41 protein-coding genes are annotated in these 25,953 nt (G+C 61.5%); 10 read left to right on the top strand and 31 right to left on the bottom strand.

Annotated features, from left to right (window positions below; all coding sequences use genetic code 11):
• Positions 1–142 precede the first annotated feature (142 nt).
• Entirely contained in the window at positions 143–1,009 is an 867-nt protein-coding gene (locus BES08_RS31580) for a recombinase family protein (RefSeq protein ID WP_006953933.1), read from the top strand.
• An 80-nt stretch (positions 1,010–1,089) separates the two neighbouring features.
• Here the strand turns inward: BES08_RS31580 and BES08_RS33540 are convergent, their stop codons facing one another.
• Positions 1,090–1,242, bottom strand: coding sequence for a hypothetical protein (locus BES08_RS33540; protein WP_006949649.1), 153 nt, complete (start codon positions 1,240–1,242; stop codon positions 1,090–1,092).
• Between the two features lie 255 nt (positions 1,243–1,497).
• Here BES08_RS33540 and BES08_RS31570 point away from each other — a divergent pair, with 255 nt between their 5' ends.
• The 6 genes from BES08_RS31570 to istB all read left to right on the top strand — a co-directional run bounded on the left by BES08_RS31570 (position 1,498) and on the right by istB (position 5,946).
• Positions 1,498–1,806 carry a hypothetical protein gene (locus BES08_RS31570; protein ID WP_020819813.1) on the top strand — a complete coding sequence of 103 codons (309 nt, stop codon included), beginning with the start codon at positions 1,498–1,500 and terminating at the stop codon, positions 1,804–1,806.
• Positions 1,807–2,203: 397 nt separating this feature from the next.
• The gene (locus BES08_RS31565; protein WP_059153594.1) at positions 2,204–2,869 is read left to right on the top strand and encodes a lytic transglycosylase domain-containing protein; all 666 of its coding nucleotides are present in this window, start codon (positions 2,204–2,206) and stop codon (positions 2,867–2,869) included.
• 21 nt (positions 2,870–2,890) lie between these two features.
• Entirely contained in the window at positions 2,891–3,232 is a 342-nt protein-coding gene (locus tag BES08_RS31560; protein WP_059153595.1) for a TrbC/VirB2 family protein, read from the top strand.
• 6 nt (positions 3,233–3,238) lie between these two features.
• Positions 3,239–3,571, top strand: a complete 333-nt coding sequence (locus tag BES08_RS31555) for a VirB3 family type IV secretion system protein (protein WP_069710410.1) — start codon at positions 3,239–3,241, stop codon at positions 3,569–3,571.
• Between the two features lie 117 nt (positions 3,572–3,688).
• Entirely contained in the window at positions 3,689–5,182 is a 1,494-nt protein-coding gene (gene istA / locus BES08_RS31550) for an IS21 family transposase (protein ID WP_081799279.1), read from the top strand.
• Positions 5,179–5,946 (top strand): IS21-like element ISSsp5 family helper ATPase IstB, encoded by a 768-nt coding sequence (gene istB, locus BES08_RS31545; protein ID WP_036531279.1) that lies wholly within the window; start codon positions 5,179–5,181, stop codon positions 5,944–5,946. Before istA ends, istB begins: the two co-directional genes overlap by 4 nt.
• Positions 5,947–6,029: 83 nt before the next feature.
• Here the strand turns inward: istB and BES08_RS31540 are convergent, their stop codons facing one another.
• The 9 genes from BES08_RS31540 to BES08_RS31500 all read right to left on the bottom strand — a co-directional run bounded on the left by BES08_RS31540 (position 6,030) and on the right by BES08_RS31500 (position 12,080).
• Positions 6,030–6,674, bottom strand: coding sequence for a relaxase/mobilization nuclease domain-containing protein (locus BES08_RS31540; RefSeq protein WP_231958574.1), 645 nt, complete (start codon positions 6,672–6,674; stop codon positions 6,030–6,032).
• On the bottom strand, positions 6,661–7,212 hold the full coding sequence (mobC, locus tag BES08_RS31535; RefSeq protein ID WP_021245545.1) for a plasmid mobilization relaxosome protein MobC: 552 nt from the start codon (positions 7,210–7,212) through the stop codon (positions 6,661–6,663). The genes BES08_RS31540 and mobC overlap by 14 nt, the downstream gene beginning before the upstream one ends.
• Before the next feature lie 191 nt (positions 7,213–7,403).
• Positions 7,404–8,429 (bottom strand): ParB/RepB/Spo0J family partition protein, encoded by a 1,026-nt coding sequence (locus BES08_RS31530; protein ID WP_059153603.1) that lies wholly within the window; start codon positions 8,427–8,429, stop codon positions 7,404–7,406.
• Positions 8,426–9,211, bottom strand: a complete 786-nt coding sequence (locus BES08_RS31525) for a ParA family protein (protein ID WP_231958572.1) — start codon at positions 9,209–9,211, stop codon at positions 8,426–8,428. Before BES08_RS31525 ends, BES08_RS31530 begins: the two co-directional genes overlap by 4 nt.
• 3 nt (positions 9,212–9,214) lie before the next feature.
• Positions 9,215–9,562: a hypothetical protein gene (locus tag BES08_RS31520; protein ID WP_228168057.1), complete on the bottom strand. Its 348-nt coding sequence runs from the start codon at positions 9,560–9,562 to the stop codon at positions 9,215–9,217.
• A gap of 9 nt (positions 9,563–9,571) precedes the next feature.
• Entirely contained in the window at positions 9,572–9,823 is a 252-nt protein-coding gene (locus tag BES08_RS31515; protein WP_059153604.1) for a type II toxin-antitoxin system RelB family anti-toxin, read from the bottom strand.
• 108 nt (positions 9,824–9,931) lie between these two features.
• Complete coding sequence (locus tag BES08_RS31510; RefSeq protein ID WP_030540874.1) at positions 9,932–10,246, bottom strand: single-stranded DNA-binding protein; 315 nt, start codon at positions 10,244–10,246, stop codon at positions 9,932–9,934.
• Positions 10,247–10,639: 393 nt separating this feature from the next.
• On the bottom strand, positions 10,640–11,332 hold the full coding sequence (locus tag BES08_RS31505) for a recombinase family protein (RefSeq protein ID WP_030540873.1): 693 nt from the start codon (positions 11,330–11,332) through the stop codon (positions 10,640–10,642).
• The gene (locus tag BES08_RS31500; RefSeq protein ID WP_051768229.1) at positions 11,322–12,080 is read right to left on the bottom strand and encodes a sigma factor-like helix-turn-helix DNA-binding protein; all 759 of its coding nucleotides are present in this window, start codon (positions 12,078–12,080) and stop codon (positions 11,322–11,324) included. Before BES08_RS31500 ends, BES08_RS31505 begins: the two co-directional genes overlap by 11 nt.
• Before the next feature lie 125 nt (positions 12,081–12,205).
• Between BES08_RS31500 and BES08_RS32585 the strand changes: the two genes are divergently transcribed.
• Together BES08_RS32585 and BES08_RS31495 are read left to right on the top strand one after the other, a co-directional pair.
• Complete coding sequence (locus tag BES08_RS32585) at positions 12,206–12,463, top strand: helix-turn-helix domain-containing protein (RefSeq protein ID WP_008827847.1); 258 nt, start codon at positions 12,206–12,208, stop codon at positions 12,461–12,463.
• 32 nt (positions 12,464–12,495) lie between these two features.
• A complete protein-coding gene (locus BES08_RS31495) occupies positions 12,496–12,756 on the top strand; it encodes a hypothetical protein (RefSeq protein WP_228223103.1) in 261 nt (86 codons plus the stop codon).
• Between the two features lie 51 nt (positions 12,757–12,807).
• Here the strand turns inward: BES08_RS31495 and BES08_RS31490 are convergent, their stop codons facing one another.
• The 13 genes from BES08_RS31490 to BES08_RS31430 all read right to left on the bottom strand — a co-directional run bounded on the left by BES08_RS31490 (position 12,808) and on the right by BES08_RS31430 (position 20,399).
• A complete protein-coding gene (locus BES08_RS31490; protein WP_030540871.1) occupies positions 12,808–13,068 on the bottom strand; it encodes a hypothetical protein in 261 nt (86 codons plus the stop codon).
• An 871-nt stretch (positions 13,069–13,939) separates the two neighbouring features.
• A complete protein-coding gene (locus BES08_RS31480) occupies positions 13,940–14,152 on the bottom strand; it encodes a hypothetical protein (protein ID WP_059153606.1) in 213 nt (70 codons plus the stop codon).
• Entirely contained in the window at positions 14,149–14,412 is a 264-nt protein-coding gene (locus tag BES08_RS31475) for a hypothetical protein (protein ID WP_037471423.1), read from the bottom strand. Before BES08_RS31475 ends, BES08_RS31480 begins: the two co-directional genes overlap by 4 nt.
• 62 nt (positions 14,413–14,474) lie before the next feature.
• A complete protein-coding gene (locus BES08_RS31470; protein WP_004213291.1) occupies positions 14,475–14,696 on the bottom strand; it encodes a hypothetical protein in 222 nt (73 codons plus the stop codon).
• Positions 14,697–14,993: 297 nt separating this feature from the next.
• Positions 14,994–15,311 (bottom strand): hypothetical protein, encoded by a 318-nt coding sequence (locus BES08_RS31465; protein ID WP_006953908.1) that lies wholly within the window; start codon positions 15,309–15,311, stop codon positions 14,994–14,996.
• Positions 15,312–15,532: 221 nt separating this feature from the next.
• Positions 15,533–15,790, bottom strand: a complete 258-nt coding sequence (locus BES08_RS31460) for a hypothetical protein (protein ID WP_008831892.1) — start codon at positions 15,788–15,790, stop codon at positions 15,533–15,535.
• Positions 15,791–16,046: 256 nt separating this feature from the next.
• A complete protein-coding gene (locus tag BES08_RS31455; RefSeq protein ID WP_030541642.1) occupies positions 16,047–16,667 on the bottom strand; it encodes a DUF6884 domain-containing protein in 621 nt (206 codons plus the stop codon).
• Positions 16,668–16,678: 11 nt separating this feature from the next.
• On the bottom strand, positions 16,679–17,488 hold the full coding sequence (locus BES08_RS31450; protein WP_008831890.1) for a hypothetical protein: 810 nt from the start codon (positions 17,486–17,488) through the stop codon (positions 16,679–16,681).
• On the bottom strand, positions 17,485–17,733 hold the full coding sequence (locus tag BES08_RS31445) for a hypothetical protein (RefSeq protein WP_030541643.1): 249 nt from the start codon (positions 17,731–17,733) through the stop codon (positions 17,485–17,487). The genes BES08_RS31450 and BES08_RS31445 overlap by 4 nt, the downstream gene beginning before the upstream one ends.
• Positions 17,734–18,049: 316 nt before the next feature.
• The gene (locus BES08_RS31440; RefSeq protein WP_008831824.1) at positions 18,050–19,486 is read right to left on the bottom strand and encodes a DUF4942 domain-containing protein; all 1,437 of its coding nucleotides are present in this window, start codon (positions 19,484–19,486) and stop codon (positions 18,050–18,052) included.
• 17 nt (positions 19,487–19,503) lie between these two features.
• Positions 19,504–19,764 carry a hypothetical protein gene (locus BES08_RS31435; protein WP_008831823.1) on the bottom strand — a complete coding sequence of 87 codons (261 nt, stop codon included), beginning with the start codon at positions 19,762–19,764 and terminating at the stop codon, positions 19,504–19,506.
• A 117-nt stretch (positions 19,765–19,881) separates the two neighbouring features.
• Positions 19,882–20,028: a hypothetical protein gene (locus tag BES08_RS33840; protein ID WP_021223025.1), complete on the bottom strand. Its 147-nt coding sequence runs from the start codon at positions 20,026–20,028 to the stop codon at positions 19,882–19,884.
• A 134-nt stretch (positions 20,029–20,162) separates the two neighbouring features.
• Positions 20,163–20,399: a hypothetical protein gene (locus BES08_RS31430; protein WP_008831822.1), complete on the bottom strand. Its 237-nt coding sequence runs from the start codon at positions 20,397–20,399 to the stop codon at positions 20,163–20,165.
• 465 nt (positions 20,400–20,864) lie between these two features.
• On the opposite strand from BES08_RS31430, the gene BES08_RS31425 reads away from it, so the two are divergent.
• A complete protein-coding gene (locus BES08_RS31425; protein ID WP_008831821.1) occupies positions 20,865–21,155 on the top strand; it encodes a hypothetical protein in 291 nt (96 codons plus the stop codon).
• 41 nt (positions 21,156–21,196) lie between these two features.
• On the opposite strand, the gene BES08_RS31420 is transcribed toward BES08_RS31425, so the two are convergent.
• The 8 genes from BES08_RS31420 to BES08_RS31385 form a co-directional block, all read right to left on the bottom strand.
• Positions 21,197–21,730 carry a hypothetical protein gene (locus tag BES08_RS31420; RefSeq protein WP_037520606.1) on the bottom strand — a complete coding sequence of 178 codons (534 nt, stop codon included), beginning with the start codon at positions 21,728–21,730 and terminating at the stop codon, positions 21,197–21,199.
• On the bottom strand, positions 21,727–21,936 hold the full coding sequence (locus BES08_RS31415) for a hypothetical protein (RefSeq protein ID WP_004213310.1): 210 nt from the start codon (positions 21,934–21,936) through the stop codon (positions 21,727–21,729). Before BES08_RS31415 ends, BES08_RS31420 begins: the two co-directional genes overlap by 4 nt.
• A 12-nt stretch (positions 21,937–21,948) precedes the next feature.
• Entirely contained in the window at positions 21,949–22,215 is a 267-nt protein-coding gene (locus BES08_RS31410) for a hypothetical protein (RefSeq protein ID WP_008831641.1), read from the bottom strand.
• Positions 22,212–22,499: a hypothetical protein gene (locus BES08_RS31405; protein ID WP_030541545.1), complete on the bottom strand. Its 288-nt coding sequence runs from the start codon at positions 22,497–22,499 to the stop codon at positions 22,212–22,214. The genes BES08_RS31410 and BES08_RS31405 overlap by 4 nt, the downstream gene beginning before the upstream one ends.
• Before the next feature lie 11 nt (positions 22,500–22,510).
• Complete coding sequence (locus BES08_RS31400; RefSeq protein ID WP_008831643.1) at positions 22,511–22,900, bottom strand: DUF3768 domain-containing protein; 390 nt, start codon at positions 22,898–22,900, stop codon at positions 22,511–22,513.
• A 328-nt stretch (positions 22,901–23,228) separates the two neighbouring features.
• A complete protein-coding gene (locus BES08_RS31395; RefSeq protein ID WP_069710412.1) occupies positions 23,229–24,509 on the bottom strand; it encodes a Fic/DOC family protein in 1,281 nt (426 codons plus the stop codon).
• Between the two features lie 3 nt (positions 24,510–24,512).
• Positions 24,513–24,773, bottom strand: a complete 261-nt coding sequence (locus BES08_RS31390) for a hypothetical protein (RefSeq protein ID WP_022684640.1) — start codon at positions 24,771–24,773, stop codon at positions 24,513–24,515.
• A 148-nt stretch (positions 24,774–24,921) separates the two neighbouring features.
• The gene (locus BES08_RS31385) at positions 24,922–25,794 is read right to left on the bottom strand and encodes an ArdC family protein (RefSeq protein ID WP_059153607.1); all 873 of its coding nucleotides are present in this window, start codon (positions 25,792–25,794) and stop codon (positions 24,922–24,924) included.
• Positions 25,795–25,953: the final 159 nt, after the last annotated feature.

The following is a 25,953-nucleotide window of genomic DNA, read 5'->3' as shown; positions in this document are numbered from 1 at the left end:
GGCGGCTGATCGGCCTATAACATTTGGGTACACCCCAGAGTGATAGGGCCGAGTGACACCATTCGTCTGTCACAAAAGGGTGGGTTTGCGCTCAATGTGACGATACACTGCAAGAGCCACCCTAATGTGACGGATTTTGCACTTGGCTCGTATCGGATATGCCCGCGTCAGCACCACGGACCAGGATCTGGATATCCAGATTGGCCGCCTCAAGAATGCAGGTTGCGAAATTATCCGTTCCGAGACCGGATCGGGGGCCTCGCGGAGCGGGCGCACGGAACTGGAAACGATCATGCAGTTTATGCACACCGGCGACGAGCTGGTCGTGCTGCGGCTCGACCGGCTCGGCCGCTCCACGCGCGATGTCCTGAACCTGGTGCATGAGCTTGATGAAAAGGGAGCTTCGCTGCGCATCCTTGAGCCAGAGGTGACGACGGCGGGCGACATGGGGCGAATGGTCATCACCATACTCGGCATGGTCGCCGATATGGAGCTGAAGTTCATCAAGGATCGTCAGCGCGCCGGGATCGAAGCGGCGCGCGCCGAAGGCGTTTACAAAGGCCGGAAGAAGAACGTCGATGACGATGAAATCCGCCGTCGCCTTGCCGCCGGCGCCAGCAAGGCCCGCGTTGCCCGCGACCTGAAGGTCTCACGAATGACCGTCTATCGGGCGCTCGACATTATTCCGTCACAGACCAAACTGCCGGAAAAGCCGCCCACTGCCAGCATCGCCCTGCATCTGATTATCGAGAACTTCAACAAGCGTGGAAGAGGTAGAAAACCCGCTCGGGAGCGGATTGAGGCGATGCTGGAACGCGACTACGCCATGGTAAAAAACGGCAATTGTGATTACAAACTGACCGTCGCCTATGACCCCGATCCGGATGGCATTTCCCTTGATGAGGAAATCCAAAGCCTCCTCTCCGAGATGTTCAACATCGCAGAGAGCTACAATTGCTCCATGGAAGCCGATATCTACGAGGTCGGTGGTCAGCAACGGTCCTGGTAGAATCAATCAAGCGTTCAGTGTTCGTTCTTCAACCTGGCCAAAATCGCAGCTTCGGGCCGACTGGGCCTATAACGCGCTCGTCACGCCAACTTGCGGTAGTGGCGCAGATAGTCGGGATATTCGATCCCGCGTGCTTTCAAGAGATTAATCGTCGCCTCTTCGACCAGGGCGGCAACGGACGTTTGTTCGCGCTCAGCAAGGTTTTTGATCTCTGCCGCCAGCTCGGGTTTCACCGACGCTGCGAGATTGCGCGTGTTCGCGCGGCTCGGCCGACGCCGGGGCAAGGGAACCGGGAGAAGGGGGTCTTCCTGTCTTTTCGGGCGAGCCATAGGTCTAAAACACAAGAGGTTGATGTGGTGCCGGAATAAGCGTGTTGACACGCTTAATGGCTGTAATGTGGTTGCACGGCAAGAGAGGACAAGCCGGGTTGCCCTCGCCGTCAAAGCGAGGATAGACATATCCTTATCGGTAAAAGGGAATAAATCACGATGCCGCATAGCGACGATTGGCAGTATGATCCGATCCTGGAACGCGAACTAACCACCCGCCGCCCCGCTGGGGGAATGATCCAAGCGGTCGAGATTGCGCAGTTGCCGTCGAGTGAATGGATCATCAACGTTAAAGTATCGTGGCATGGCGATAAGTGGCTGAATGTCTGCCTATTCGAGCAACCGACGCTTAAAACATACAAGCGACTGTCAAGTGCCGTGCGGCATGTCGTGCTCGATTACGGATATGAGGATGACCATATCCGATTGGTCCCCGACAAACAATGCAGCAACAAATTGGCGTTTTAGGCTTCCCTTTCCCCCTCATCGTGATATGTGCATAAATCTCGATGACGAGGGAGAAAGCGATGAAAGCTTTTAATTTCGCGCTCGCGGCCGCCTTGGTGGGGGCTGCGGTGCAATCGACCCCCGCTGTAGCGTCGGATAATACTTGGGCATGTGAGGTTGTTCTGTGCATCTCCAACCCGGGTGGTCCGACGCAATATCCAGCCTGTGTTCCACCGATAACGAAACTGTGGCGGGTGCTGGCTCTCGGCGGCAGCTTCCCGACATGCACGGGCGGGGGTATCGCCAAGACAAAATACAAGAAGCCGGATGATGGGAGGCCTGGTCGCTTGACGGTCACTTGGACTGACGGGCGGCAACAGACCTACTATCAGCCGCGCAACTGACCGGGAGCGGGAACGTGTTCCTCGAAACCGGAGCCGTTCTTTCGCTGGCGGCGCAATGCGCCCCAGCGGTAGCGCCGCATACGATCGCCGCGATCGTGGATGCGGAATCTTCCAACTATGTTTTTGCGATCAACGTCAACGGCGTGGCCAGTCAGCCGCGCCGTCCGCGCAATGAGGCGGAGGCTATCGCAACCGCGCGCTCTTATGTTGCGCGCGGCTACAGCGTGGATCTCGGCCTCGGCCAAATCAATTCACGCAACATGGGCTGGCTCGGCCTGACGTGGGACACTGTTTTCAAGCAGTGCGCCAATGTCGAAGCGGCAGGCCGTGTGCTCCTGTCCAATTTCCGTTCGGCCAAGACGGGTCGCACCCCGCAAGAGGCCCTTCGGGTCGCACTCAGCATGTATAACACAGGCTCTCAATCGAGAGGTTTCCGCAACGGCTATGTCGCCCGCGTGGAGAATGCAGGTCGCCGCGTCAGCGGTCGGCCTGCGACCGCAATCCCGACTGTCATCGTGGGCGATCAGCCCGCCAGCGCCGCCGTGAGCGACACTGGCGCCGGTCGTGTGCCGGTGGAGCTGGCGGAAATCGCAGCGGAGAACATGGAGGCGGCTCCACCGCCTGCACCGCCTGCGTGGGATGTTTTCGGCCGCGCCCAACACGCGCGGATTGGTTCGTAAGGCGAAGATAGGAGTTGTCGAATGTTTCGTATCTGGAAGATCAAGGCTGAATCCCGGCTCGACGCGCTGCTCGCGCGTCTCAAGCCCTCGCCGCTCATGGCGCGCGCGCTGCCCCTGTCGCTGCTGGCAAGCCTGCTCATAGCGGAGCCGGCTTTTGCGCAGGCAAACTTTGAAGGCCTGGCCGACAACATTCTCGGCCTGCTGAGCAACGGCTTGCTCCGCACGCTGGCGATCATCGCGATCATCGTCGTTGGCCTTCTGTGGTTCCTCGGCCGCGCGTCGGTGCAGATGCTCGTCACGGTCGTAGTTGGCGTGGTGATCGTGTTCTCCGCGCCGTGGATCGTCGACACGATTACGGGGTGATCGGGGATGGACGGTCAGGAAGAAATGACAAAAGACCCGCTGTTCTTGGCCGTCACCCGCCCCGCTTTGTGGGCGGGTGTTCCCATTGAGGCGGGCGCGCTCATCATCATGGCGGGCGCAATCACGTTGGTTGGTTCGGGCAATCCTCTCTACGGCGGCGCGGCCGCCGTCGCGCTTTATGCGATGGCGCGGCTCATCGTGCGGCATGACGTGAACGCATTCCGGCTGATCTTCCTTTGGGGCCGGACCAAAGCGGCGAACCGGAACCGCGTCTTTTGGGGTGGGTCGAGCTACACGCCGCTACCGCTCTACGGAATCAAGCGAAAGGGATTTGGTTGAGAACGGCGGAGCAATATTCGGCCACGCTAGCGGCGGGATAGTCCTGCTGCGGGCGGCGTAAAAGTCGTCCACCTTGAAGCCTTTCTGCCAAGTCAGGGAGGTGTGGGGATCTACAGCGTGGAACTTTATCTTCAGGTCCGTTTGGCTTGCGCGGATGGCATGAGCCAACGGGCGGCGGCGAAGCGTTTCAATGTGTCGCGCGATACGGTGCGCAAGATGCTGTCGTTTTCATCGCCGCCGGGTTACCGGCGTCAGTCTGCACCGCAGCGCCCGAAGCTGGACGGGTTTGTGGGGATCATCGATGGATGGCTTGAGGGGGATCGCGGTGTCCCGCGCAAGCAGCGCCATACGGCGAAGCGGGTATTCGACCGTTTGCGCACCGAACATGGTTTTACCGGCGGCTATACGATCATCAAGGATTACATCCGGGAGCGCGAGCAACGCAGCCGGGAGATGTTCGTGCCGCTGGCGCACCCGGCGGGAGATGCGCAGGCCGATTTCGGGGAAGCGCTGGTGGAGATCGGCGGGGTGGAGCAAAAGGCTTACTTCTTCGCGCTCGATCTGCCGCACAGTGATGCCTGCTATGTGCGAGCCTATCCGGCGGCGGTGGCGGAGGCCTGGGTGGACGGACATGTCCATGCCTTCGCGTTCTTCGGCGCGGTGCCGCGCTCGATCGTCTATGACAACGATCGCTGCCTGGTGGCGAAGATCCTGCCAGACGGCACGCGCAAGCGTGCCACGCTGTTCAGCGCTTTCCTGTCGCATTACGTGATCCGCGACCGCTATGCCCGCCCGGGCAAGGGGAACGAGAAAGGCAATGTGGAAGGGCTGGTTGGTTACTGCCGCCGCAATTTCATGGTGCCGATCCCGAAGTTCCCGACCTGGGAGGCGTTCAACCTGTGGCTGGAGGAGCAATGCCGCAGGCGCCAGCAGGACAAGGTGCGCGGGGAGAGCGAGACGATCGGTGAGCGCTTGCAGCGCGATTTGGCGGCGATGCAGCCTCTGCCCGCTACACCCTTCGAGGCCTGCGATCAGACCGGGGGGCGGGTCTCCTCGCAATCCCTGGTGCGCTACAGGACCAACGATTATTCGGTTCCGGTGGCCTGGGGCCATCAGGAAGTCTGGATCAGGGCCTATGTCGATGCGGTGGTGATCGGATGCCGCAGCGAGGTCATCGCCCGTCACCCGCGTTGCCATGCCCGCGAGGAGGTTATCTTCGACCCGCTCCATTATCTCCCGCTGATTGAGCAGAAGATCAACGCATTCGACCAGGCGGCCCCTTTGCAGGGCTGGGACCTGCCCGAAGCGTTCGGGACGCTCCAGCGGTTGATGGAAGGGCGCATGCACAAACATGGCAGGCGCGAATATGTACAGGTGCTGCGCCTGCTGGAAACGTTCACCATCGCCGATCTCCAGGCGGCGGTGGAACAGGCCATCGACCTTGGCGCCATCGGCTTCGATGCCGTCAGGCACCTGGTCCTGTGCCGGGTCGAACGCGTGCCGCCCAGGCTGGACCTGGACGTCTATCCCTTCCTGCCACGCACGACGGTCGAGAAGACCTTTGCCAGAGCCTATATGAGCCTGCTGTCCGACAGGCAGGAGGCCGCATGAGCGATCAGGCACCGGAGATTCTTCTCGCTCACCATCTCAAGGCACTCAAGCTGCCTACGTGCCTGCGAGAGCATCACAAGCTCGCCCGGCAATGTGCCGCTGAAGGCGTCGATCATATCCGCTTCCTCGCCCGTCTCGTCGAGATGGAGATGATCGACAGGGAGCGTCGTATGGTCGAGCGGCGCATCAAGGCCGCGCGCTTCCCCGCCGTCAAAAGCCTCGACAGCTTCGACTTCGCCGCTATCCCCAGGCTCAACAAGATGCAGGTGCTCGAGATGGCGCGCTGCGAGTGGATCGAGCGGCGTGAGAACGCCATCGCTCTGGGGCCATCGGGCACCGGCAAGACGCACGTAGCTTTGGGGCTCGGGCTGGCAGCATGCCAGAAAGGACTGTCGGTGGGCTTCACCACTGCGGCGGCGCTGGTCAGCGAGATGATGGAGGCGCGCGACGAGCGGCGTCTCCTGCGCTTCCAGAAGCAGATGGCCGGATACAAGCTGCTCATCATTGACGAACTGGGCTTCGTACCGCTCTCCAAGACCGGTGCCGAACTGTTGTTCGAGCTGATCTCCCAGCGCTATGAGCGCGGCTCCACCTTGATCACCAGCAACCTGCCCTTCGACGAATGGACTGAAACCTTCGGATCCGAGCGCCTCACAGGCGCGCTCCTCGATCGTCTGACCCATCACGTCAGCATCCTCGAGATGAACGGCGAAAGCTATCGCCTCGCTCACAGCCGGGCCCGAAAGGCCAAAACCAGACCCTGAAAATCAAGCCAATGCCGGGGGGAGTGGCCTTCGGGCTACGCCCTCACGCCACTCCCCCCGGCATGTAACACCGTGGCCTGGTTTTACGCCGCCGAATGGCCGACTTTTGCTCCGCCGTTGACAGCAAAGCGCTCCCGGTAATGATGCAGCGTTTGAGGTCGCGGGTTGAAGCGTTTCCCCGTGTCACCGCGCGCTGCAACCGTCACATGCACGTGAGGCCGTGGTGTGTCCGTATGCAGCGCCAGGACGTAATCCCACTCATGCCCGATCTCGCTCCGCGCGACTTCGCGCACCGCTGAAAGAACCTTGTCGGGGTCTGTGCCTGCCGGCATCGAAAAAACCATGCTCACGGCGGCTACGGTAGAATTGTCACGCCAATAGACAGGATCGCCCCAATCGCGCGCCAGCGCCGCCCGATCTTCCTTGTCAGTCAGAATGTCGCCATCGCGCGTTTCAAGCGGCACATCGCCTTTTCGGCCGATATAGTCGAAATGCGCAGCCGCGTGGTTCTTGCCCTTCGGCCTGCCCGTAACCTTGACCATGACCTCCGGAGCACGGCTGACAATGCGAGCAAGCCGCGCCCGGGTGCTCCCGCCCTGGCCTGCTCGCCTCGAACTAAGCGAGCGCAGCAACATGTCGGCGCCGCGCCTGTTCGGGTCGCTGGTCAGCTTTGGTTTGAACAGCGCGGCGAGCTGGCCCGCCTCAAAGCTGCTGTCAAAGTCGCTCACCGGGCACCTCCCAATAGACAAGATCGGCCTTCGTGGCTGCACCGATACCTTCGACGGCCGCGCCGATCGCCGCGCGCAGGTCGTTGACCTTATGCAGCTCGCCGGCGATCTCCGCTGCATTGTCCGCCAGCGCCATCTTGTTCGCCGCTCGGGCGATCTGATTCACGTTGCGGCCAATGCGCTGTAACGCCTGACGGCAATTCAACAGCTCTTCGCGCAACTCGCGATCGACAGGCGCGGCAATGCCGATGTGTCGCCGCACAAGAGCCATCGCCCAGGTCGCCGGGGTCATGCGGCGCTCCTTTGCGCGATGGCGGATCACGGCCAGTTCGGTTTCGGTGGGCCGAAGATAAAGGCGGTGCTCGCCAGCGGCCTCGCGGTCGGCAACAGGCGCGGCCTCGATGGCCGCCCCGGACTGCCTGAGCACCGCGTCAACCAGCTGACGCATGAAGGGGCCGCGCCCTCCCCTCGTCTGCGCGAGCGCGTCGATCTTTGCGAGCTTGGCCGCCTCGATCTTGAAGCCCAGCGTCTTTTCCATGTGGGGTAGGTATCTCCCAACCGTGAAGCGCGATCCGATAGGATTGAGCGTATCGGTTAACATTAGCCGCCGCAAGGCTTATCCTGCCATAAAGTAGATACCTACCCCACAAACAAAAAGCGGTGGCAACTGCCACCGCTTCAAAATTCCACGCCGCCTCAATGCTGAGTGAACGTGGACGGTAAAAGCTATCAGAAGTCGAAGGTTTGGGGCGCAGCCTCGCCGTCGAACCGAACCGTGACCTGGCCGCTGAGAACAATCCCGCGACGGCCCTGAATGATGATGGCCGGTGCGTCGTTGGCCTCTTTCGGCTGACGGGGGGTGCGCGGCTTGTGATCGGAACGCTCGGCAAGCGCAGCGCCCTCCCCTTCCCGCTCGTCGTCGCCGGCATCCAGTTCGGGCCGCTCCCGACGCTCATCTGCTGCACTGGTGGCAGCTGCCACCGGCGCGCGCGATTCTTGGGGCAGCGCTGAATCGTCATTCGGTTTAGCGGCGCCGGCCTGAGCGCTCTCTTCATCGGGACCGCCTTGGAGCGTGGCAAGAAACTGCTCGCAGGCGGCGGCTGTCGGATTTTCATTCGTGACCACGAAATTGCGCGTGGCCTCCTCGTCCAGCTCGATCGCGTGTTTGATGGCGACGGCGGCGCGCGGAGAACAATTCTTCAACGCGGCAAGAATGTCCTCGGGCAAGGTGCGCAGCGAGTAGAGGCGCTTCACTTCCGAATGCGGCTTGGCGATGCGCGCGGCTAGATCCTTTGTCGAAAGCGTGTCACTGACGCGGCTCGCGATGAAACTGACGCGCTCGGCCAGACTTAGGGCTTGGCGTTGTTCGTTCTCAAGAAACTGGTCGAGGCCAATATCGCGTTCGGCGTCGGCCTGATCCAGAACGGTGTCGATCTGGTCGAAACCAAGCTGGCGGCACGCGCGGTAGCGCCGCTCGCCGTATCGGATGATGTAGCGGCCGTTCGATGTTGGCGCGACGACGATGGGTTGCAGCAAGCCGCGGTCCTTGATGGTCGCGGCCAGTGCATCAATCTCGGCCTGGTCGAACTCCCGGCGAACCTGCGCGGGGTCTGGATCAATGTCAGCGAGCGGAAGGCGCTGAAACCGCCCAGCTGCCTTGAACTCGGTATTCGCGGGGACGGCCGAAAAATCCATCGCGTCCATATCGAAGTCGGCAAAGCTCTTCTTCGCCGGTTTGACAGCTGCCTTGCTCATGCGGCTTCCCTCTCAGCTTGATCGACAATGTAGGAGACGACTTCGCGCAGGACCGGCGCGCTGCGGCGCGTATCCTTGGCAAGTCGCCACACGGGAATTTCGAGAAGGGCCGCCTCGCGCATATGCTCGCGGTGCGGGATGGTATGCGGGACAACATTGGCGGGTAGCGCCTGCCCGATCCGCTCCATGAGCATTTTAGACACTTCACTCGTCGTCTGCACACGATTGAACACGATCCCGAAGCGGGTTTCGTTGCCCTCCCCCCGAACCTTATTGGCAAGGCTGATGCTTTGCGAAATCTCGTTGAGCGATTGCCGTGCGGTTTTGTCGGGGTCTAAAGGCACCGCGACATAATCGGATGCGATCAGCGCCATAAGGTTGCGGCCATCCCAAGCCGGGGCCGTGTCGATCACGCAATAGTCGTAGTGCTTGGCAAGGCCGGCACGAATGGCGCGAACATAGGCGGCGATGTGCTGGCCCTGCTGCGGGCCGTCAGTCGTCAGTTCGACCACTTGCCTCGTGTTCTTGAAGCAAGCCAGCGCCGGAGGTTCCTCGACGGGGGCGAAGTCGAGTATCGACTGAACCGGCCCGATCTGCTCGAACTCGGCTTTCAGCATTCCGGCACTGTGGCATTGCTTGTCCAGGTCAAGGACCACGACACGCTTGCCCTGCTCGGCCAGATGCCACGCGATATGACAGGTAAGCGTGGTCTTGCCGATGCCACCGCGCTCATTAGTCACTACGATTGTTCGCATTGAGAATCCCTTCAATGGCTGCGCCACGGGCTACTTGTGCCAGCGGTTATGGGCGGCGCTATTTCCCGATCCGAAGCGATACTGCGACTGCATATACCATGGGTTCGGATCGTCATTCAGGTGAAGGCCCTTGCGCTTGCGACGCGGGCTGGTTGGTTCGGTCGGTGGATCTTTGCCGAAGATAGCCGCCAGCACGAAAGCTGCGACCACGGCCACGCCCCACCAGCCAAAGGCAGCGTGGGCCAGCGTGGCGACAATAAGAGCCACGATCAGCATGAGCGCGCCAGCTGCGATCAGCAGGATAAGCCACGCCAAAAGCATAGCCGTCCGTAGCGCGCTTGCTGCACGCCGGAGTTTGCTGACGATCTGACGGCGCATAGTGACCTCCTAAGCTGTGCGGCTCTCGCCTCGATCGGAGCCGATCAGCTTAGGGAAAGGCTGCTCCCTAAAGATGTTCGGCACTTGAGTTCGCAGTGCGTGGGACATTCGGAGCGCCGTTATCAAAGTGGCGTCCTGCCTGCCGTTCTCGATGGCGGCGACTGTTTCAGGTGAGACGTGAATCCTCGCCGCCAGCTCGGATTGCGTAAGTCCGGCAGCGATGCGCAAGCTCGCTACACGATTGAACAGTTTGGCCGCCACAAATGCCTCGCAAAATTAAACCCTATTATCGTTAGGGTCTATGAGAGGCATTGTCCACAAAAAAGGGCGGCCGCTAGGCCGCCCGTCTTATGGGGAAAGGGAGGGGGCTTAATCAGCCCCGCCCCTCGTCAGGATGCCCAGCCCCTCAGCGATCAGGTCCACCGAGTAGCGGGTTTCGCCATTGCTCTCGTAGCTGTTCTGGCGGACCCGTCCGGTGATGTGAACGAGGTCGCCCTTGCCCAGATCAGCGGCGCGCTCTGCCAGCTGGCGGAAGAACGTCACACGGTTCCAGTGCGTATCGGTCTTCCATTCATCGCCATCCTTGCGGTTGTAGTTCGCGGCGACGGAAACGTGGGTGACTTTATCGGTCGTATCGACACTGCCAACGCGGCCGATGATCCGAAATTCAGCGATGTTCTGCATGGTAGTCTCCTTTGGATAAGCGTTGCTGACGGATTTTTTGCGGCGGAGCTGAGCCACGCGGGCAAGCTGAAAATGGGAGGGTCCGCTTGCGGAAACCCAAGGCCGAAGGCCGGTTTTCTGCTTGCCCGCATTAGTGGCGATGCGCAGTTCGTATCCGTCAGACAGCAACGCCCAAAGGAAACCGCCCGAGTAGATGCAGCAATTTGGACTGGCGGTGGTGGCAGCTGCCACCGGCCATTGGCGCCCATAGGTCGCTGCGCTCGATCGGCATGGGGGCGATTGGAAAACCCTGTCGCGGCTCCGCCGCTCTTTCCCTGGCTGGCAGTCCGTTGACGCGGGCAGGGGACTGCCGGTGGCAGCTGCCACCGGCGCGAAGCCGAACAGAAAGGGCAATCAGCGTTTCCGCTCACGGTGATTTCGCTGAGGGCTGGGTTCTTGCACCTGGGCGGCGCGATGCGCCGCCCATACTCGCTTGACTGTGCTGCGGTCGCAATCGGCCAGCTCTGCCGTTTTGGCAATGCTCTTGCCCGCCTCGCGCAATGCCACAATGCGGGCGTGCGTTGCCCGATCGCCTTTGCGCCCTCCGCTGCGACCTGCGGCTTTTGCCAAGGCGATACCCTGGCGCTGTCGCTCGCGGCGATCGGTGTAATCGTCGTGGGCCATCTGTAAGGCGATCTTCAAGAGCATCGCCTGAACAGATTCGAGCACGATGCGGGCGATGCCATCGGCATCGGCCGCGAGGTCGGACAGGTCCACGACGCCGGGAATGGCAAGTCGCGCGCCTCGCGCACGAATTGTCTCAACCAGCTGCTCAGCCTCGGTCAAGGGGAGACGACTTATCCGGTCGATCTTCTCCGCGATCACTACTTCGCCGGGTTGAAGATCGGCAATCATTCGCAAAAGCTCGGGGCGGTCGGCGCGGGCACCCGATGCCTTCTCTCGATAGACCGCCGCGACATAGTAGCCTGCGGCCTTTGCTTCGCCCACGATCGCGTCTTGGCGACGCAAATCCTGCGCGTCGGTGCTGACGCGCAGATAGACGCGGGCAATCTGTGGGGCAGGGGAAGGAACGTTCTCAGTCAGCAAGGTCAGGCCCCTCGGGCGGCGATGAGCGAAGCTTGGCAATGCCTGCGTCCGCTTGTGCGATTTCAATTCCGCACTGGCGCGCTCTTGCGCGCAATCGCTCAAGCTCAGAATTGCGGGGGAGAAACATGCGAATGACCCGGTTCCGTCCTTCTAGCGCGATTATGCGCTGCGCAAGATAAGCCGCCTCATCATTCAAGGCCTGGTGCTGTTCCTCCGCCTTGCGTAGCTGGCGCTCCCACGCTCGCTTTCGAGCTTTCGCGCGCCGCCTTTCATCGCGGTGTCGAGCATCAATCCTTTTTTGGTCCTGCTCTCTGGCCGCTGCTTCGGCCGCGCTAGCGGCAACTTCCTCTTCCCGCGCCCTATCAGCATTTCGCTTCGCAATGAGCGCATCGAGCACGGCCGCGTCCGTGCCGAGATTGTTCATCACCCATCGCATCCGTCTGTAGGCCTTTGCTTCGATCTGTCCGATCGAACCAGGCGAAAGCCCCACCACACTTGCCACTGTTCGCTGCGTTTGCGCTTCCCCCTCGGGACCACCAATCCTTAGGCGCACAATTTGCTCTTCTCGCGGTTCGAGAGTTGCTAGCAGTTTGTCCATAATGTGAGGATCGTTGATCCGCTCGATCGCGCTGCCGCCGAGGCTATCAGCCGAAGCCGTTGCGCTATGGTTCGCCGTCTTGGCAAGCTTCGCATTAAACAGCGCGATCGGTGACTGCATGTTCATTATCCCATGTTCCAGCACGAACATGGCGCACAATCTATACCATCTGCGCTAGGCGCGAAAGCCATGGCGCAAATAGCTTCTAGAGCAACCCTATTGCGCCATGCTGCCCGTGCCGACATTCTGCGCCTAGCCAGAAGGACGCGAACACGATGCCAACCATATACCTGAAACGAACATCGCCGTTGATGGCCCAGCTAGGGGCCAACATCGCTCGCGAACTAAAGAAACTAGGCATAACTCAAGGGGAGTTGTCCGAACGCTCGGGCGTTGCGGCGTCACATATTTCATACATGGTGCGCGGACATGGTAATCCAACGCTTGCTACCTTGGAGAGCCTTGCCGATGTTTTCGGATTATCGGTTGTCGAATTATTGGCAGCGGATAGCACTTCCCGCGATAAGTCCTGAAAGGCAGTCGCTTAATTTGATCGGAACAATCTATGTCCAGTAACCCGCCCCGCGAATTTGACCGACTGCTACAAGATGCGCCGCTGGTGCGGGCAATGGGGGGAGCACTCTCGATGTTTGCCACGCTGCTTGCGCGCCAAGGCATTGTCGAGGCGAGCGAGGTTGCAAACTTGCTGGGTATCTATGCGGTCGCCACAAGCGAAGTCGATAATGAAGAGGGCATGATCTTGGGATGCTGGGCAGCTATGATCCGCGACGTGGCGGAGCAACAGCGCACAGCTACTCGCAAATAACCCCGGCGCGCACGGCGCTAAGGGGCCGGTCACGGCCCTTGGCGGCGGGCGTCAGCGCGCCGCCTTGGCGGCGAGGTCGCGCAGGCCGTAGCCGTCGGTCTTGTTGCGGGCGGCGTCCGCCACCTGGCGGACGATGTGCACCATGAAGCTGCGCCGGTTGGTGCGGCTGATGCACGAGAATCCGGCCTGCAAGGCGATTGCCTGCACCTCGTCCACGGGGCGTTTGTCCAGGACGCGGTAGGCGTCGCCGAGCTTGCCGCTGCGGGTGGCTTCGACCAGGGCACGGGCTGCCGTCTCGGTGTCGTTGCTCATGGCGTGGCTCCTGTCTCGGATTGCGGGTGCGGTGGCCGGTTCCCCGGCCACCGCTGCGGGCCGCTAGGCGGCTGCGGCTAGTCAGCACGGCCACGGTGACTCCACCTGCGGGGGTCGTGGATCCTAACCCCGGCAACAACAGCTCAACGGCACGCCTGGTGGTGGTGCAGCAGAATGATGGAGCTGGTTGTAATGCAGGGAATGAAGGGGTGAGCTGTGCGGAGCATGCTACGCGGCCGCCGGCCGGAGCTGCGAACAAGGAACCCGACGCCGGCGCAACGCCGGGGTCGCGATAGGCGAACCAGGCCGCCCCGAGGGGCGGCTTCGCTTAAGCGCTTAAGTCGTGCCGGGTCGGGGCGGATCGCGTCCCTCGCAAACTAGTCCGCGCAGACGGCGACCCGGCTCATTGTCATCGGGCCTCCACCGAATCCCGGCGTCGCGCGATTGACCCAGCGAACCTTCTTGCAGCTCGTCTTGCCGGTGCGCGTTGTCGCCCTCGGACGGGCGTCGGCCGGGGCTGCGCCAGCCTGCTCGTCCAGCCATCGGTTCGCTGCGGCGGGGCCGTCCCGCAGCATCCTGCGACGATACTCGGCCTTGTTTCTAGAGAAGGCGGCTTGCCGCTCGGCCTGCGAAACCTGCCGTGACGGCGTGGTACGCGGAGGCGCCTTGGACCTTCTCTCGCCAGGCCTGTCCGTCACCATGTCCTGTTGGTGACGACGCAGTGTTTCGTCTCGAACCGAGTCGAGATGCGTGCCTAGGTAATCCTGCGCTGCTACGGGGCCAGTGGTGGCAAGTAATGCCAGGACTAGAGCGATGTTCCGCATTGAATTCTCCTGCGTGTTTCGGAAGCCACGGCGCGAAGTGCTGTGCCTTACTGCCATCGTCCGCCCTCGGTTTCAACGAACGTCTCCGGCAAGTGAAAGGCTTGCAGGGCGACGGTCAGGGCGTCTTGGACGTCCGACCATTCGACGCCATCGGGGCCGTCAAGATAGGCGCGGATCAGCAGGCGGCACGCCTGCGCGGCCTTGGACGGGTCGGGCTTGATGGTGAGCGGACTGCGACGCTCGGCGAGTGATGCGGTCACTGTCGTTCTCCTGTCTTGGGGTAGCCGTGAGCCGCTTCGATCTTCTGGGCCAGCTCGGCCAGGTGTTCGGAATCAAGTAGATCCTCGGCGCTAAGATCGGCCGCGAAAAACTCGCTTCCGCTGGGTGGCGCGCGATCGACGGCGAAAGCGGTCAGATAGGGCCGCGCCTCGTCCGTGGCGATCCAGCGCCAGAAAGCATTGCCCTGGCCGAATAAACCGCTCTCGAACATATCGAGCCGTGCTTGTGCGAAGTCGGTCAATTTGCGTCTCCTGACAATCAGGCGGTTCGGCAAAAAAAGGGAGGCCGAAGCCTCCCTTTGTCTTACTGGAACAGTTTGATGAAAGCGGGCGCGAGGCCGATGACTGCGAGGACGAAACCGACGCTGCCGATGACCCAAGTTTGTGCCGTCAGCTTGCTTTCGATTCCCTTGTTCGCCTCCTGAACCTTCACGGCGATATACTCCTCAATAGCCTCTACAACTTCCGCTGCGGCGTCGTCGGACAGATTAGCCGCTTTCAGTGCTCTAAACAATTTGATGTGCATCCGGTTCTCCTTCTCGTTGGTGACGGGAGACACCCGGCATGGGCACCGGCGCCGGCTGTCAGGGACCGCGAAGCGGCCGCGTTAGCGGGCGGTGGGGGAGCCGATTTGCGCAGCAAATTGGGGGGACCGCCGATCCTTGAAAGCTGGCGCGCACCCATGCCAAAATGCCACGACACACAGAGAGAAGAGATTGCGCGGGGCGGGGTTCGATGCCCCGCCCCGCGCTCTGCATGGCACCGAGATCATCGGTTTCGCCCAGCGGGCGAAAGGGGGCGGGGTTAGCCCGCCCCTCCGGCGTCAGCCGGATTGGCCGCGCTTCGCCTTGGCCGCCAGCACGACCGCGACGACTTGCGGATAGACGCATTCGCCGCGCTCGATGTTGCGGATGCCGGGGCCGTCGAGCACGTCCTTTATACGGTCCTCGATGATCTGGCCCAGCTCGGCCGCAACCGCCTCGATGTCAGCACTCGTCTTGCCGATAAACATCGGGTCTTTCGGCCACATGCTTTCCGCGTCGAAATGATCCTTATCGTTCAACGCGGTCGCCAGCGCCTCGATCGCAGCATTTCCAAGCGCACGCTCGAAAGCCAGCTGAGCGAACAGACGATGAGACATAACAACCTCCTTGTTGCCGGAATTGGCAAGGCCAAGGGGAGGGCAGCGCCGGGTCGGGTCAGGGACCGCGAAGCGGCCGCGCTAGCGGGCGGTGGGGGAGCCGATTTGCGCAGCAAATTGGGGGAACCGCCGATCCTTGATGCGGCCTGGTGCAGCCCTCATGCTAGGAAGACACTGACGGGGGGATTTAACAAACTAACGCCCGCCCATCGAGCGGACCTTCACCCTGCGCCGTCTCGCGCCCGAACGATCGCGCTGTATTCCAGCAGCGTTTGCCGGACATTCTCATCATCCACCACATTGAGCGCATGGCCGGTGGCCGATGCCTGATCCGTCCGCATTTCGAGCCAAGCGATCCGCGCCGCGTTCGGCGCTACGCAACCATGCTCGAGCGCGATCTGCTCACTGTAACCGGCGATAACGTCGTTGATGGCCTCAAGGGCCGCCTCATAGGCGATGGCCTGATCTTGGGTCCACAAGGGCGCTGTCGGTGAGAGGGCAGTCACCTTGCCATATAGAGAGGGCAACTGGTCTCCCGGCAAGCGCAAACTACGCCATTTGCGCTTGCCGAGAGTGGGCGGCCCTACCGGGGGGCTTGGGCCGTTGCTGGGCCTATAATCCTCAAACTCACAACGCCAAATGGCGTTGGATAGATTGAAAGGGCGGCGCGACAAACAGATGCCCCCTCGAAGCGCATCGTGCGAAGTTGCGCATGGACCGCGACAATTCTCGCTCTCAGTTGTCGCTCAACCAAGCGAGCTGCTGACCGATTCCAAGCCCCTCCATCGGAACCGATGCGCGCCGTTCGATCTGCGGCCAAAGGGGATCGCGATAGTTGCGGCCTGCGAGAACGATCAGCGGCGCGGCGGCGTCGATCTGCTCGGCCATTGCTTCGATCACGCGCGCGCCCCAAAGGCGGCGCGCGCCTGCCTTCATCGCGCCTAGCGTTTCGTCATAGGGCGCGATGACGGTTTCCGGGGCGATCAGGCCATGCTTTGCTGACAGGATGAACCATGCGCCGCCCTGTCGTTCGACATAGGCACGGGCCTTCTGGAACCATGGCGATGCGTAAAGATCGCGCGCCGGGGCGGGGCGGTCCAGCTTCGCAGCAACGCAAGCGACAAGGAAAACCGGAGACGGGGACGGGGGAGGGTCGATGACAGACGGCGGCGCTGCCTCAAGATCGGCAATGACGGTGCAGCGGCCCCATTTCTGCAATTGGCGCTGCCATCCTTTCGGCGGTCCTTGGCGCTCGGCAACGTGGCTAAGGGTCGGTCCACCGAACAAGTCGGGTTGCTCCCCGATGCGCTGCACCGGGGGAACGTAGCGAGGTTCGCGGATGCAATGGCGGGCCATGCTCGATCCCCTCAAAAGGCGAAAGCGGTCTGGCCGCTCGCCTCGGTAAAGCTGGCGCTATCGCCTGCCGCGTAACGGTCGCGGCCCATGGGGGACCATTGCAGATGCCCGGAACGGTCATAGGAAAACCAACCATCCTCGATCCCGATGATGAAAGACCATGCCTTATCCTCGGCGCAAGGTCCGTGAAGATTGATCGGCCAATGCTCGGCCCCGCGTTCCTGCTGGCAGGGCGACGGCGCGGAAAAGCTGCGAAGCAACGCGGCGCGGTCGGTCGGCTCGGTAGCTCCCATTTCCCGCATGATCTGGCGGGCCTCGACGGTGCTGATGTGGCCGCTCGCCTTCCTGTCGGCGTGGTCCGAATAGCGAAGGCCATAGACAACGGCATTGAAGATATTGCGCGGCTCGGTGAACTCCTGCGTGGCGAGCAATTCGCGCCATTTCCCGGCGCTGATAAGGTCCACCGCATGATGCCAGAGCGAATGAACGCGGTTGCTGTAGCCGTGGCGGTTCGTCACGCCATCGCGGGCGATCTCGATCCCAAGCGCACGCTCGACGTGTTGCACGAAAGGATGGGCGGCAAGCAAAGGATGGCGAAGGCCGATCTTGCGCGGCTCGTCCTGCTCTGCGCGGATGACCTCGATGGGGAACTGAAACAGGCGCGACGGCAGATTCCACGGCGCGGAAAGGGGAAAGTCGCGGGGCACATCAAGCGCCCCGTTAATGTCCAGCACAAAGCCGTTTGGCGCGAAGCCTGCGGCAATGATCTGGTCGCCCAGCTGGTCGGCCTGCGCGGTGCGTATCGCGGCGGCGGCGCTCATGCGCTCAACTCCGCATAGGTGGCGCTGCACTCGTAGCGGATCGCATCGCCATCCCACATAGGACCGCAAACGCCCTTGAATTTCGGTGCGCCCTGCAACTCAGGCCGCTGGCTCGGATTGCTGTCGTAACCGCTGCATTGAAGCCCCTCGACCGCTGCCCGGCTGACGATGGTTTCAAAGGTCGCGCCCTCGATCTCGATCCGGTCAAAGTCCTGCTCGGTCTGGCGGTAGATACGGATTTTCATGGGCTTTCCCTTCCTAATTGAGCCGAAGGCGATGACGGGTCATCGACTTCTGCCGAAAGCGGGCGACGCTGGGCCGGGGAATGCCGCAAACGGGGCCGATCAGGGGGGAGGGGGATCACCCGCCCTGCACGGAGCGCAGCGAAGGAAGGGCGGGGAAACCCGCCTGGTCGCCAAGCGGAGCCGCGCAGCGGCGGAGACGGTCTAGCCCTTGCGGCAGGGGGCAGGAACAGGCCCCAAACGCGACAAATCAGCGCGGCGGCTTGCCGCCTCAATCTGCGCCAGGACAGGCGGTGGCAGCTGCCACCGCCTGCACCGATCAACCCGGCTTGCGGATCGCAAGCAAAACAGTGTTCACGTTGGTTCCGGCGTGGGCGAAAGAACCGGGGGGAAGGTCGATCCATTTGCGACCGTGGAAATAGATCGCCTCGCAACCAGCGATCATGCGGTGTAGCGCCTTGTGGCGCTGATCCTCGCCATACTCTGCCCGCGCGCTCATGATTGCCACCAGCACGCCTCCCGGTTTGAGAAAGGCGAGGGCATGGCGCACATGGTCACAGTCGCGGCCTCGATCAAAAGGCGGGTTCATTATCACCGCGTCGAACGGTGCGTAATGGGCCGGGTCCAATGCGAGAAAATCGCCCTCGATCGCATCGGCAAAGCCGTGGATTACGCGTAGTTCGTGGGCGAAGCCGGGTTGCAGCTCCACGCAAGTTACATCGGCACCAGCGTTGCGCGCGGCCGAAGCAAGCGCGGCCTTTCCCGCGCTAGGCTCTAGAACGCGCTGGCCTGTGCTGATCCTCGCATGTTCGATGACCTGGGCGGCGATCTCCGGGGAAGTCATGAACGCGCCGAAGTTCTTAGCGGGCGTGATATGATAGGCCGGGGCCGCTTCTGCCTCGGTCGTCTCATAGCCATCACCGATAGCCTCGCCGTAATATTCCGCGAGCAACAGATTCACGCTCTGCAGAAGGTCGTCACGCTCGAACCATATGTGCAGATTCCCATTCTTGAAGACGCGAACGCGGAAATAGTCGCCCTCGATCACGGTTGGCAGCGATCCGCGCACGCGTGCCGAATCGGCAACCTGTGAGGCGATGCTGTGGCCCTCTGAAACCGGGGGCTTTTCGTCCAGTTCCAGAAAGACGCGCTCCACGTCCCGCAACGTGTCGCGGCGCTCGTAGCGGTCCCATGATCCCCATTCGTTCAAGGCGCGGTCGATGATGAGACGCGCGCCGATCTTGAAACCGTTGTGCGAGCGAAAGCGGCGATCCAGCTTGGCGAAGACGTTGGCGATGCCGCGCAAATAAAGGTCGCGCCGGTTGGTCCAGATATTCCCGAAAGTGGCGGCGCAGTTGTCGGGCGTGAACGGCACGGGATCATCGCGCAAGCCGTCATGAAACTCCTTGCGGGCCTGCTGATCTAGCAGCTGGTCAAAACCCAGCTGCTCCATGAGGGCCGCCCAGCACCGGCGGTCCATCGTGTGCGTCAAGACGCGCTCGAAATTGTCGCGTGCGTCGATGGTCTTGCGCGCTCCCGTCTCCTTGTCGCGCTGGTCGATAGGCTGCGACTGGATAAAAGCGCGGGTCAACGTGTCCTCGGTCCAGTCGCGGCCACATGACAGCGACAGTGCGCCGCCAAGGGTCAGGCGGGCCGCCTCGTCGCGGGTTGCATGGTAGGTGTCATAGAGGCTGAGCCAAAGGGCTATGGCCTTGTCTCGGCCGTCGCAAATATCCGCGATCTGCGCGGGCGTCATAAGCTCCTGGCCCATGTTCACGCCCCCCCGACAATAAGAGCACCAAAGCCGAAGCCCTCGGCGGCGTCCTCGATGGTGGTCACAAGGCCGTCAAAATCTTCCTCCGGCCCTAGTAGGTCGGCAATCTCGATGACAGCGGGAAGGTCAGCGCCATGATTTTCGGCAAGGTCTTTGATGTAGCCAAAGCGGTCGAAATTGCCCTCTTCCTCATAGCGAGTGAGCGGGATGGTGCGGGCGGCGTTGATCCGAAGAATTGTGGCCAGCGGAATGTCGGTCATGTGCTGTTTTCCCTGCCTAGAATGGAGCCGAAGGCGATGACGGGTCATCGACTTCTGCCCAGCGGCGAGCAGGGCCGGGGAATGCCGCAAATCAGGGCCGATCAGGGGGGAGGGGAATCACCCGTCCTGCACGGAGCGAAGCGAAGGAAGGGCGGGGAAACCCGCCTGATCGCCAAGCGAGGCCGCATAGCGGCCGAGACGGTCCAGCCCTTGCGGCAGGGGGCAGGAACAGGCCCCGAAGTCGAACAGCGGGCGCGGCGGCATTGCCGCCTCAATCTAGGAAAAGCGCCCGCCAGGTCATAGCATAGCGGCGACCTAGCGGGCGCTGCGGCATGTCGCCGGCGACATGCCCAACGGATAGCGCCGGAAGCATCCGAGTAATCGGATCCTCCGTCAGTTTAATTGCCCGAGCGGTTGCGCGACACGTCCGCATAAGGTTTGCGGCGGCACTGGCTGCACCGAAGCCGCGCGATGAGTTCGTATATGCGGGTATCGAAAGAAATGCGGCGTGAGCGGGCGAAGTCGCCCAGCGGGGCGACGACGCGGCGACCGCAAGCGCACTGGATGCGCAGATAGCAGCCTTGCCGATACCAGATAGGATCAATGGGCTTGGGGCGGTTGTAGTTCGCGGCCATTGGGCGCTTATGCGCCAAACGGAACAGGAGGGGAACGCGCCGCGCGCACGCCGGCTATTGGATTGGCAAGGGAAAAGGGCTATATAGGCAATGCTTCGTGTGCTGATTCATTTCACGCACCTACCTGAACCCGCCGTGCTGTCACACGGCGGGTTCAAACTTTTAGGGCGGGCGGCCCTGTCAGACCACCCGCCCCGCTGGATCAGCCCTTATCGGACTTCCCCAGCTTCACAATTGCAATCACGAGCGCGACGGCTGCGATCGTCAATTGAGCTGCTTCATATGCTGTCAAATCACATCACCTCCTTTGAGCGAGAGGATTTGCGAAAGGCCGCTGTCACAGTCCTTCGCCCTCGCTCGATGAAGGCTATACAACGGATTGACGACAATGCGCGCGAAACGCTCTTCACATTTTCGTGAAGCCATTGGATGATCGCCGGCGACCGTTGATGAAAAGGGGAAGCTATGGGCCTCGTATCGCAGGTTAGCGCCGATGACCGGGAAAGCGCATGGCGAATAGTCCGTCATCGCGAAATCATGGAACGACTGATTCCGCTTTGGGCCGTGCTCGGCGTTGCGCTGGTGTTGATGGGCGTGGACCTGGGCGGGCGTCTGCTGTGGACGCTGCCGATGATCGGATATGTCTTTGGGGTGATGGCGGTCGATCATGGCCCTGATTACCGCGCCGCGAATTATTGGGTGCCGGTCCTGGGAAGCCAAGCGGCGGCGCTGCTGCCTCTCATCACCAAATTCTAGATCTCTCTGGAGCGGTGGCAGCTGCCACCGCTCCACGCGCGTCAAGCTCTGCCCTCGAAGCGGGCGATCAGCTGCTCCGCTACGGAAGCAATTTCGGCGGGGTCGGCGGTTTGAGTGCAATCGCCGCCTACAACAGCGCCGAGCGTGCCGCCGTCCAGTTGGACAACGTGGACACGCCACACGTCGCGCCGGAGTTCGTATTGATCGGGAAGCGGCCTCTGCATGATTTCATGAAACACTAGGTCAACCCATTGGCGCGCGTCCGGATCGGAAGACGCATCGGCGTAGTCGGCGCGGCTCGCCATGACGCTGTATCGGTCGCCTAGCATGAATTGGCGTTCGCGCGCGCGCCGGTCCTGCTCGATCCGCGTTACGCGATCTTTTTCCGCCCGCTTCATCGCCTGTTTCATCCGAACATCGTCGGCGCTGCGCGTCAGCGCCGCCATGATGTTGGGGACGCGCGCGGGCATATAATGCCCCGCGCGCTCGGCCGCCTCGATCACAAATTGCAAATCGCTGATCTCGGTAGGCGAGAGGGTGACGCGAACGGCGCTCGCCGTGTTGCTGATTTTCATGGCTGCGGCTCCGGCTCTTCTTTCGCCTTGTAGGCGGCAAGGCCGATCCATGATCCGTTGTCGCCGCGAAACTGGCGCACAACATCGCCGCCGTCCCAATGGCCGGTGAAGATGCCGCGCCGGTTGATGCCGCCGACGGGGCGCGTGCGCGCCGCCAGAAGGCGGGCGCGGCGCGTGTCTCGATCTAGGTGGCGCATGGGTTGCATGGTCAATCCTTCCTATTCGCTGGCGGTGTCGAGGTTTGTGCCGATCTCGTCGGCGTCGAAGTCTTCAAGGGCTGAAATCGCGCTTTCCAGTTCGGAAACTGCGGCGTCCATCGCCTGCGCACGTTCGCTGTCCTCAAGGCTGGGTGGTAGATTCTCGCGGGCGGCCTGTTCGTCATCCTTGACGGTTTCAAGCATGTCGCGCGCCTCATCCAACAGGGCTTTGCCCTTGTCGATCAGCACGCGGGCGGCGGCGATCTGCTTGCGGCGTTCGCGGTTCATGCCTCTGCCCTCACGTCGCCGCTGTCGATCTGGAATCCTGCGCGGGCCAGCTCGTCACAAAGGGCGTGCTGCCTCTCTTCGCGGGTGCCGCTGGTGGCGATATAGCTGCATCGCCCCCAATGGAACGCGAAGCCTGCACGTTTCAGGCATCCGCGAAACCGCTGGTGGGTGCGGTCGCTCCAATCCAGTGTGCCCGCATAGTTGCGGAAAGCGGCGACGGCGCAGACGGAACCATAATTCTCATCACGCCAGCTAAGCTCGATAACCGGGGGCGATTTGGTCATGATGGCCTCCCTCAATATTCACTGGTTAGGAGAATGGTGAGCACGCGGGTTGTGGCATCGGGATTCCACGGTTCGGCGCTGCCAAATTCAAGATCGCGGTCGTAATAGTCGAACTTCCACATGACCGAGAGGGCTGGGCGCGTGCTGTCGTCAGTCCAGCGGGTATGCCATTGGCCGATCACATCACGATAAAGGAAACCGGCGTCATGCTCGCCGTGCGGGTCGTTGTCGGGTGTGAAATCCTCAAAGCCCTCGATCATCTTGAGAATGTCGGACTGCGTGTTCTCGTCCAGCGCCGCGATGCCTTGCGTAATCACGGTGCGACAAGTCACACCCATCGTTCGCCGCGCAATGTCGTTCAGCGCCGCGATGGTGGCGATCTGGTCAGTTGTCGCTTCCATTTTCCTCACTCCTTTAGGCGAAGCCGCTGCCTGCGGCCTGCGGCTCTGACCCGCTGGCGAAGCGCGGGATGGGGAGGGGGAAGCAAAATCGATGGGAGTGGTGCGGGCGGCGCGTCTAGGGAGGCCCCGGCGCGCGGGAGCGCGCCGGAACTGGCCGAACTTGGCGTGCAACCCGGTCCTGTCGATTATGCTTCGGGAACGAAAGGGCGGGTGCCCTTGGTGTTCCCCCCGGTGGCAACTGCCACTACTGACGGGGCGCGGCCCTGGGCCGCTCGATCCTATGTGGCAGCTGACAGACTACTAGGCGCGCGGCCCTGGCCGCTCATTTTCAGCGCTCGCGGTCCTTTGATTTCTCGGCCGCCTGTGTCGGTGATTTGCCTTCGCGCAATGTTGCGGCGACATGCGCCTTTGCGCTTTCGACGATCTGCGCCAGCTGTTCCTTCGATGCGCCGCGCTCGGTAGCTGTGGCGACGCGCTTATCAATGGCCAGCTGGAATTGCGCGAACCTGGCATCGGCCCGGTTCTGCTCAGGCGAGTTTTTCTCGAATTGCGCGGCAAGGCGTAGATCAACCTGACTGACGCCGGGAGGCATGACTTGCAGACGTAGCACGCGATCGGCGGCCTGAATGTCGCGGTCGGTCATTTTCGAAAGGAAATCAGCAGTGCCCGCGCTGATGGCGCGGACTCGTTGCAGCGGGTCCATGCCCTCGGACCAACTGACTTCGATTTGATGATAGCGGCGCTGTTCGATCAGTTGAAGGTGGTGCATCGGCCCTTTGGGATCACGGAAAAAGGCGAGTTCCTGCGCAGAACGGGCGGCTAGCTGGCGCATGTCAGCGGACGTTTCCGCGATCCGGTTAAGCTGCTCATACTGCCGCGACGCAACGGTTTGCGCAGTAGGTAAGTAACGGCTGATCTGATCCTTGGCTTGCTCGATGCTCATAGCGCGCCGTTCGCCAGCTGGCATGAGAGATTCCATCGAGGGCGGAAACGCGATGCCCGCTGGCCCGCGCGCTGGCTCGACGCGGCTCTGTTCGAGGGGCATGGCATCACGGATAACTTTGGCGAGGGAGGCGTGATTTCCGGTATGGAAGCTATCGCGGCTCGCCTCCATCCAGTCCTTCGGCCCCATTGCCTGGATCGAGACGAATTTTTCGGCCGCAAGGGAATGTAGCTGCAAGTGCAGCCGCATGGTACGACCATTGCCCTCACGGAACGGATGAACGGCATTTAATTCGGAGATATGCCGTCCCATGGTATCGGCAAAGCGATCACGATCCATCGACTTGAGGGTTTGGAGGTCGGGCAGCTGCTTAAATTCGTGCTCCATGCTGCGGGCAATGAAGTGCGCTCGCGCAAAAGTGCTGCCGGGTTTGCTTATGTCCACAGTCCGAAAGCGCCCCGCCCAATCATATACATCCTGAAACAGATGATTGTGCAGTTCGCGATACTCGCGCGCATTCGTCGCCGGCATGGCGCGCTGCACAATCAGCTCGCCATGCCGGACAACCGAGAAGAAAGCTTCTCGCTCCTTGAGAATATTATCGGCGCGGATTCCCAGCTTGTTCCGAAGAACGTCGCTGTTACGCCAGGTGTAAGGGTCGCTCACCAATCATGCAGCAAGTTTCTGGCGGGACAGAACATCACGGTTGTAGTCCTGCGCCAGACCAATCGCCACATCGACGGGAATTTGGGTTTCGACCAACAGCAAACAAAAAGAGTGGTCATCCGAAACCAATTCAAGTCCTTCAATCTTGCAATTTGCGATTGCTTCGCAATAAGCTGCCATCACGTCAGGAATGTCTTCCTGCCGACGCGGCTCATACCCCATCGCCTTGATGCGATTCCTGTAGGTGTCGATGATATTTTCCATTTTGCACCTAAAAACGACCTGCTCCCGCCCATAGTTAACATGTCGGGATTTGTATATAAACCACATTGAGTAGCCCCCCATATTTCACTTTCCTGAAATGAGACGCCGCGCAAGCGCGGCGTCTCGTGCATTTTGCGGGGCGGGGCATTCAATCCGCTTGGTCGGTCATCATCGCCAACAGGTAGTCGGCGGCGTTCTGCGCCTCGCGGGCTGCCTCAAAAATGGCGCGCTTGTCGTTGCGGAGCGCGGTCAACCAGTGCTCGATATACGCGGCATGGTCTTCGCGTTCCTCGACCTTGAAACCGACAATCGCGCCGATGAAGGATGCGCCCAGCTCGGCCACGAGTTCGTCCCTCGCATAGTCGGCGCGACTCGTTGAAATCAGGGTTTTTCGGTTGAGGCGGCTTTCATGCCCTGCATGATGCACGGCCTCATGCGCAAGCGTGGCATAGTAGTCGTCGGCGGAATGGAACGCTTCAAAAGCGGGCATTTGGATATAGTCGTCGCGGGTGTGGTAATAGGCTTGCGATCCGCCGATGCGAACGGTTGCGTCGATGCGAGAGAACATCACTTCAAGCTCAACGTCGCGGGTTTCGGGATTGGTGATGATCGGGGCGGGCGCGGGATATTTGCCGTCCAGTCCTTCGACCTGATCGGCATTGAAAACCGTGTATCGTTTCAAGAACGGAATGGCGCGCTCGTTGTCCGTCTCGGAGTCTTTCACGACAAGCTTGTTGGCATAGACAATGGTGGTTCCCTTGCTGCCCTTCCTGACATTGCCGCCCAGCTCCAACGCCTGTTTGAAGGTCAGCCAATAGGGCGAGGCGAAGCCCTGACGCATAGCGCTGGCCCAAAGGCTGAGGACGTTGATCCCACGATAGGCGACCCCATTGTGCCGGAGCGGAATGGTCGGCCCACCGCTCCACGGCTTCACCCACGGCTTGGTGCCCGCTTCCAGCATCGCAAGAATGTCGTCGGTGACGGCCTGATAAATGTCGATCCGGTTCGTTTCCTTAGCCATTTTTCACTCCTTTAGGCGAAGCCGCTGCCTGCGGCCTGCGGCTCTGACCCGCTGGCGAAGCGCGGGATGGGGAGGGGGAAGCAAAATCGATGGGAGTGGTGCGGGCGGCACGGCTAGGGAGGCTCCGGCGCTCGCGCGCGCCGGAACTGGCCGAACTTG

Origin of the sequence: Novosphingobium resinovorum, from assembly GCF_001742225.1 — a bacterium.
In the GTDB taxonomy this organism is placed as follows: Bacteria; Pseudomonadota; Alphaproteobacteria; order Sphingomonadales; family Sphingomonadaceae; genus Novosphingobium; species Novosphingobium resinovorum_A.
Note: the sequence above shows the minus strand (reverse complement) of the source record. Positions and strands in the feature narration are given on the sequence as shown.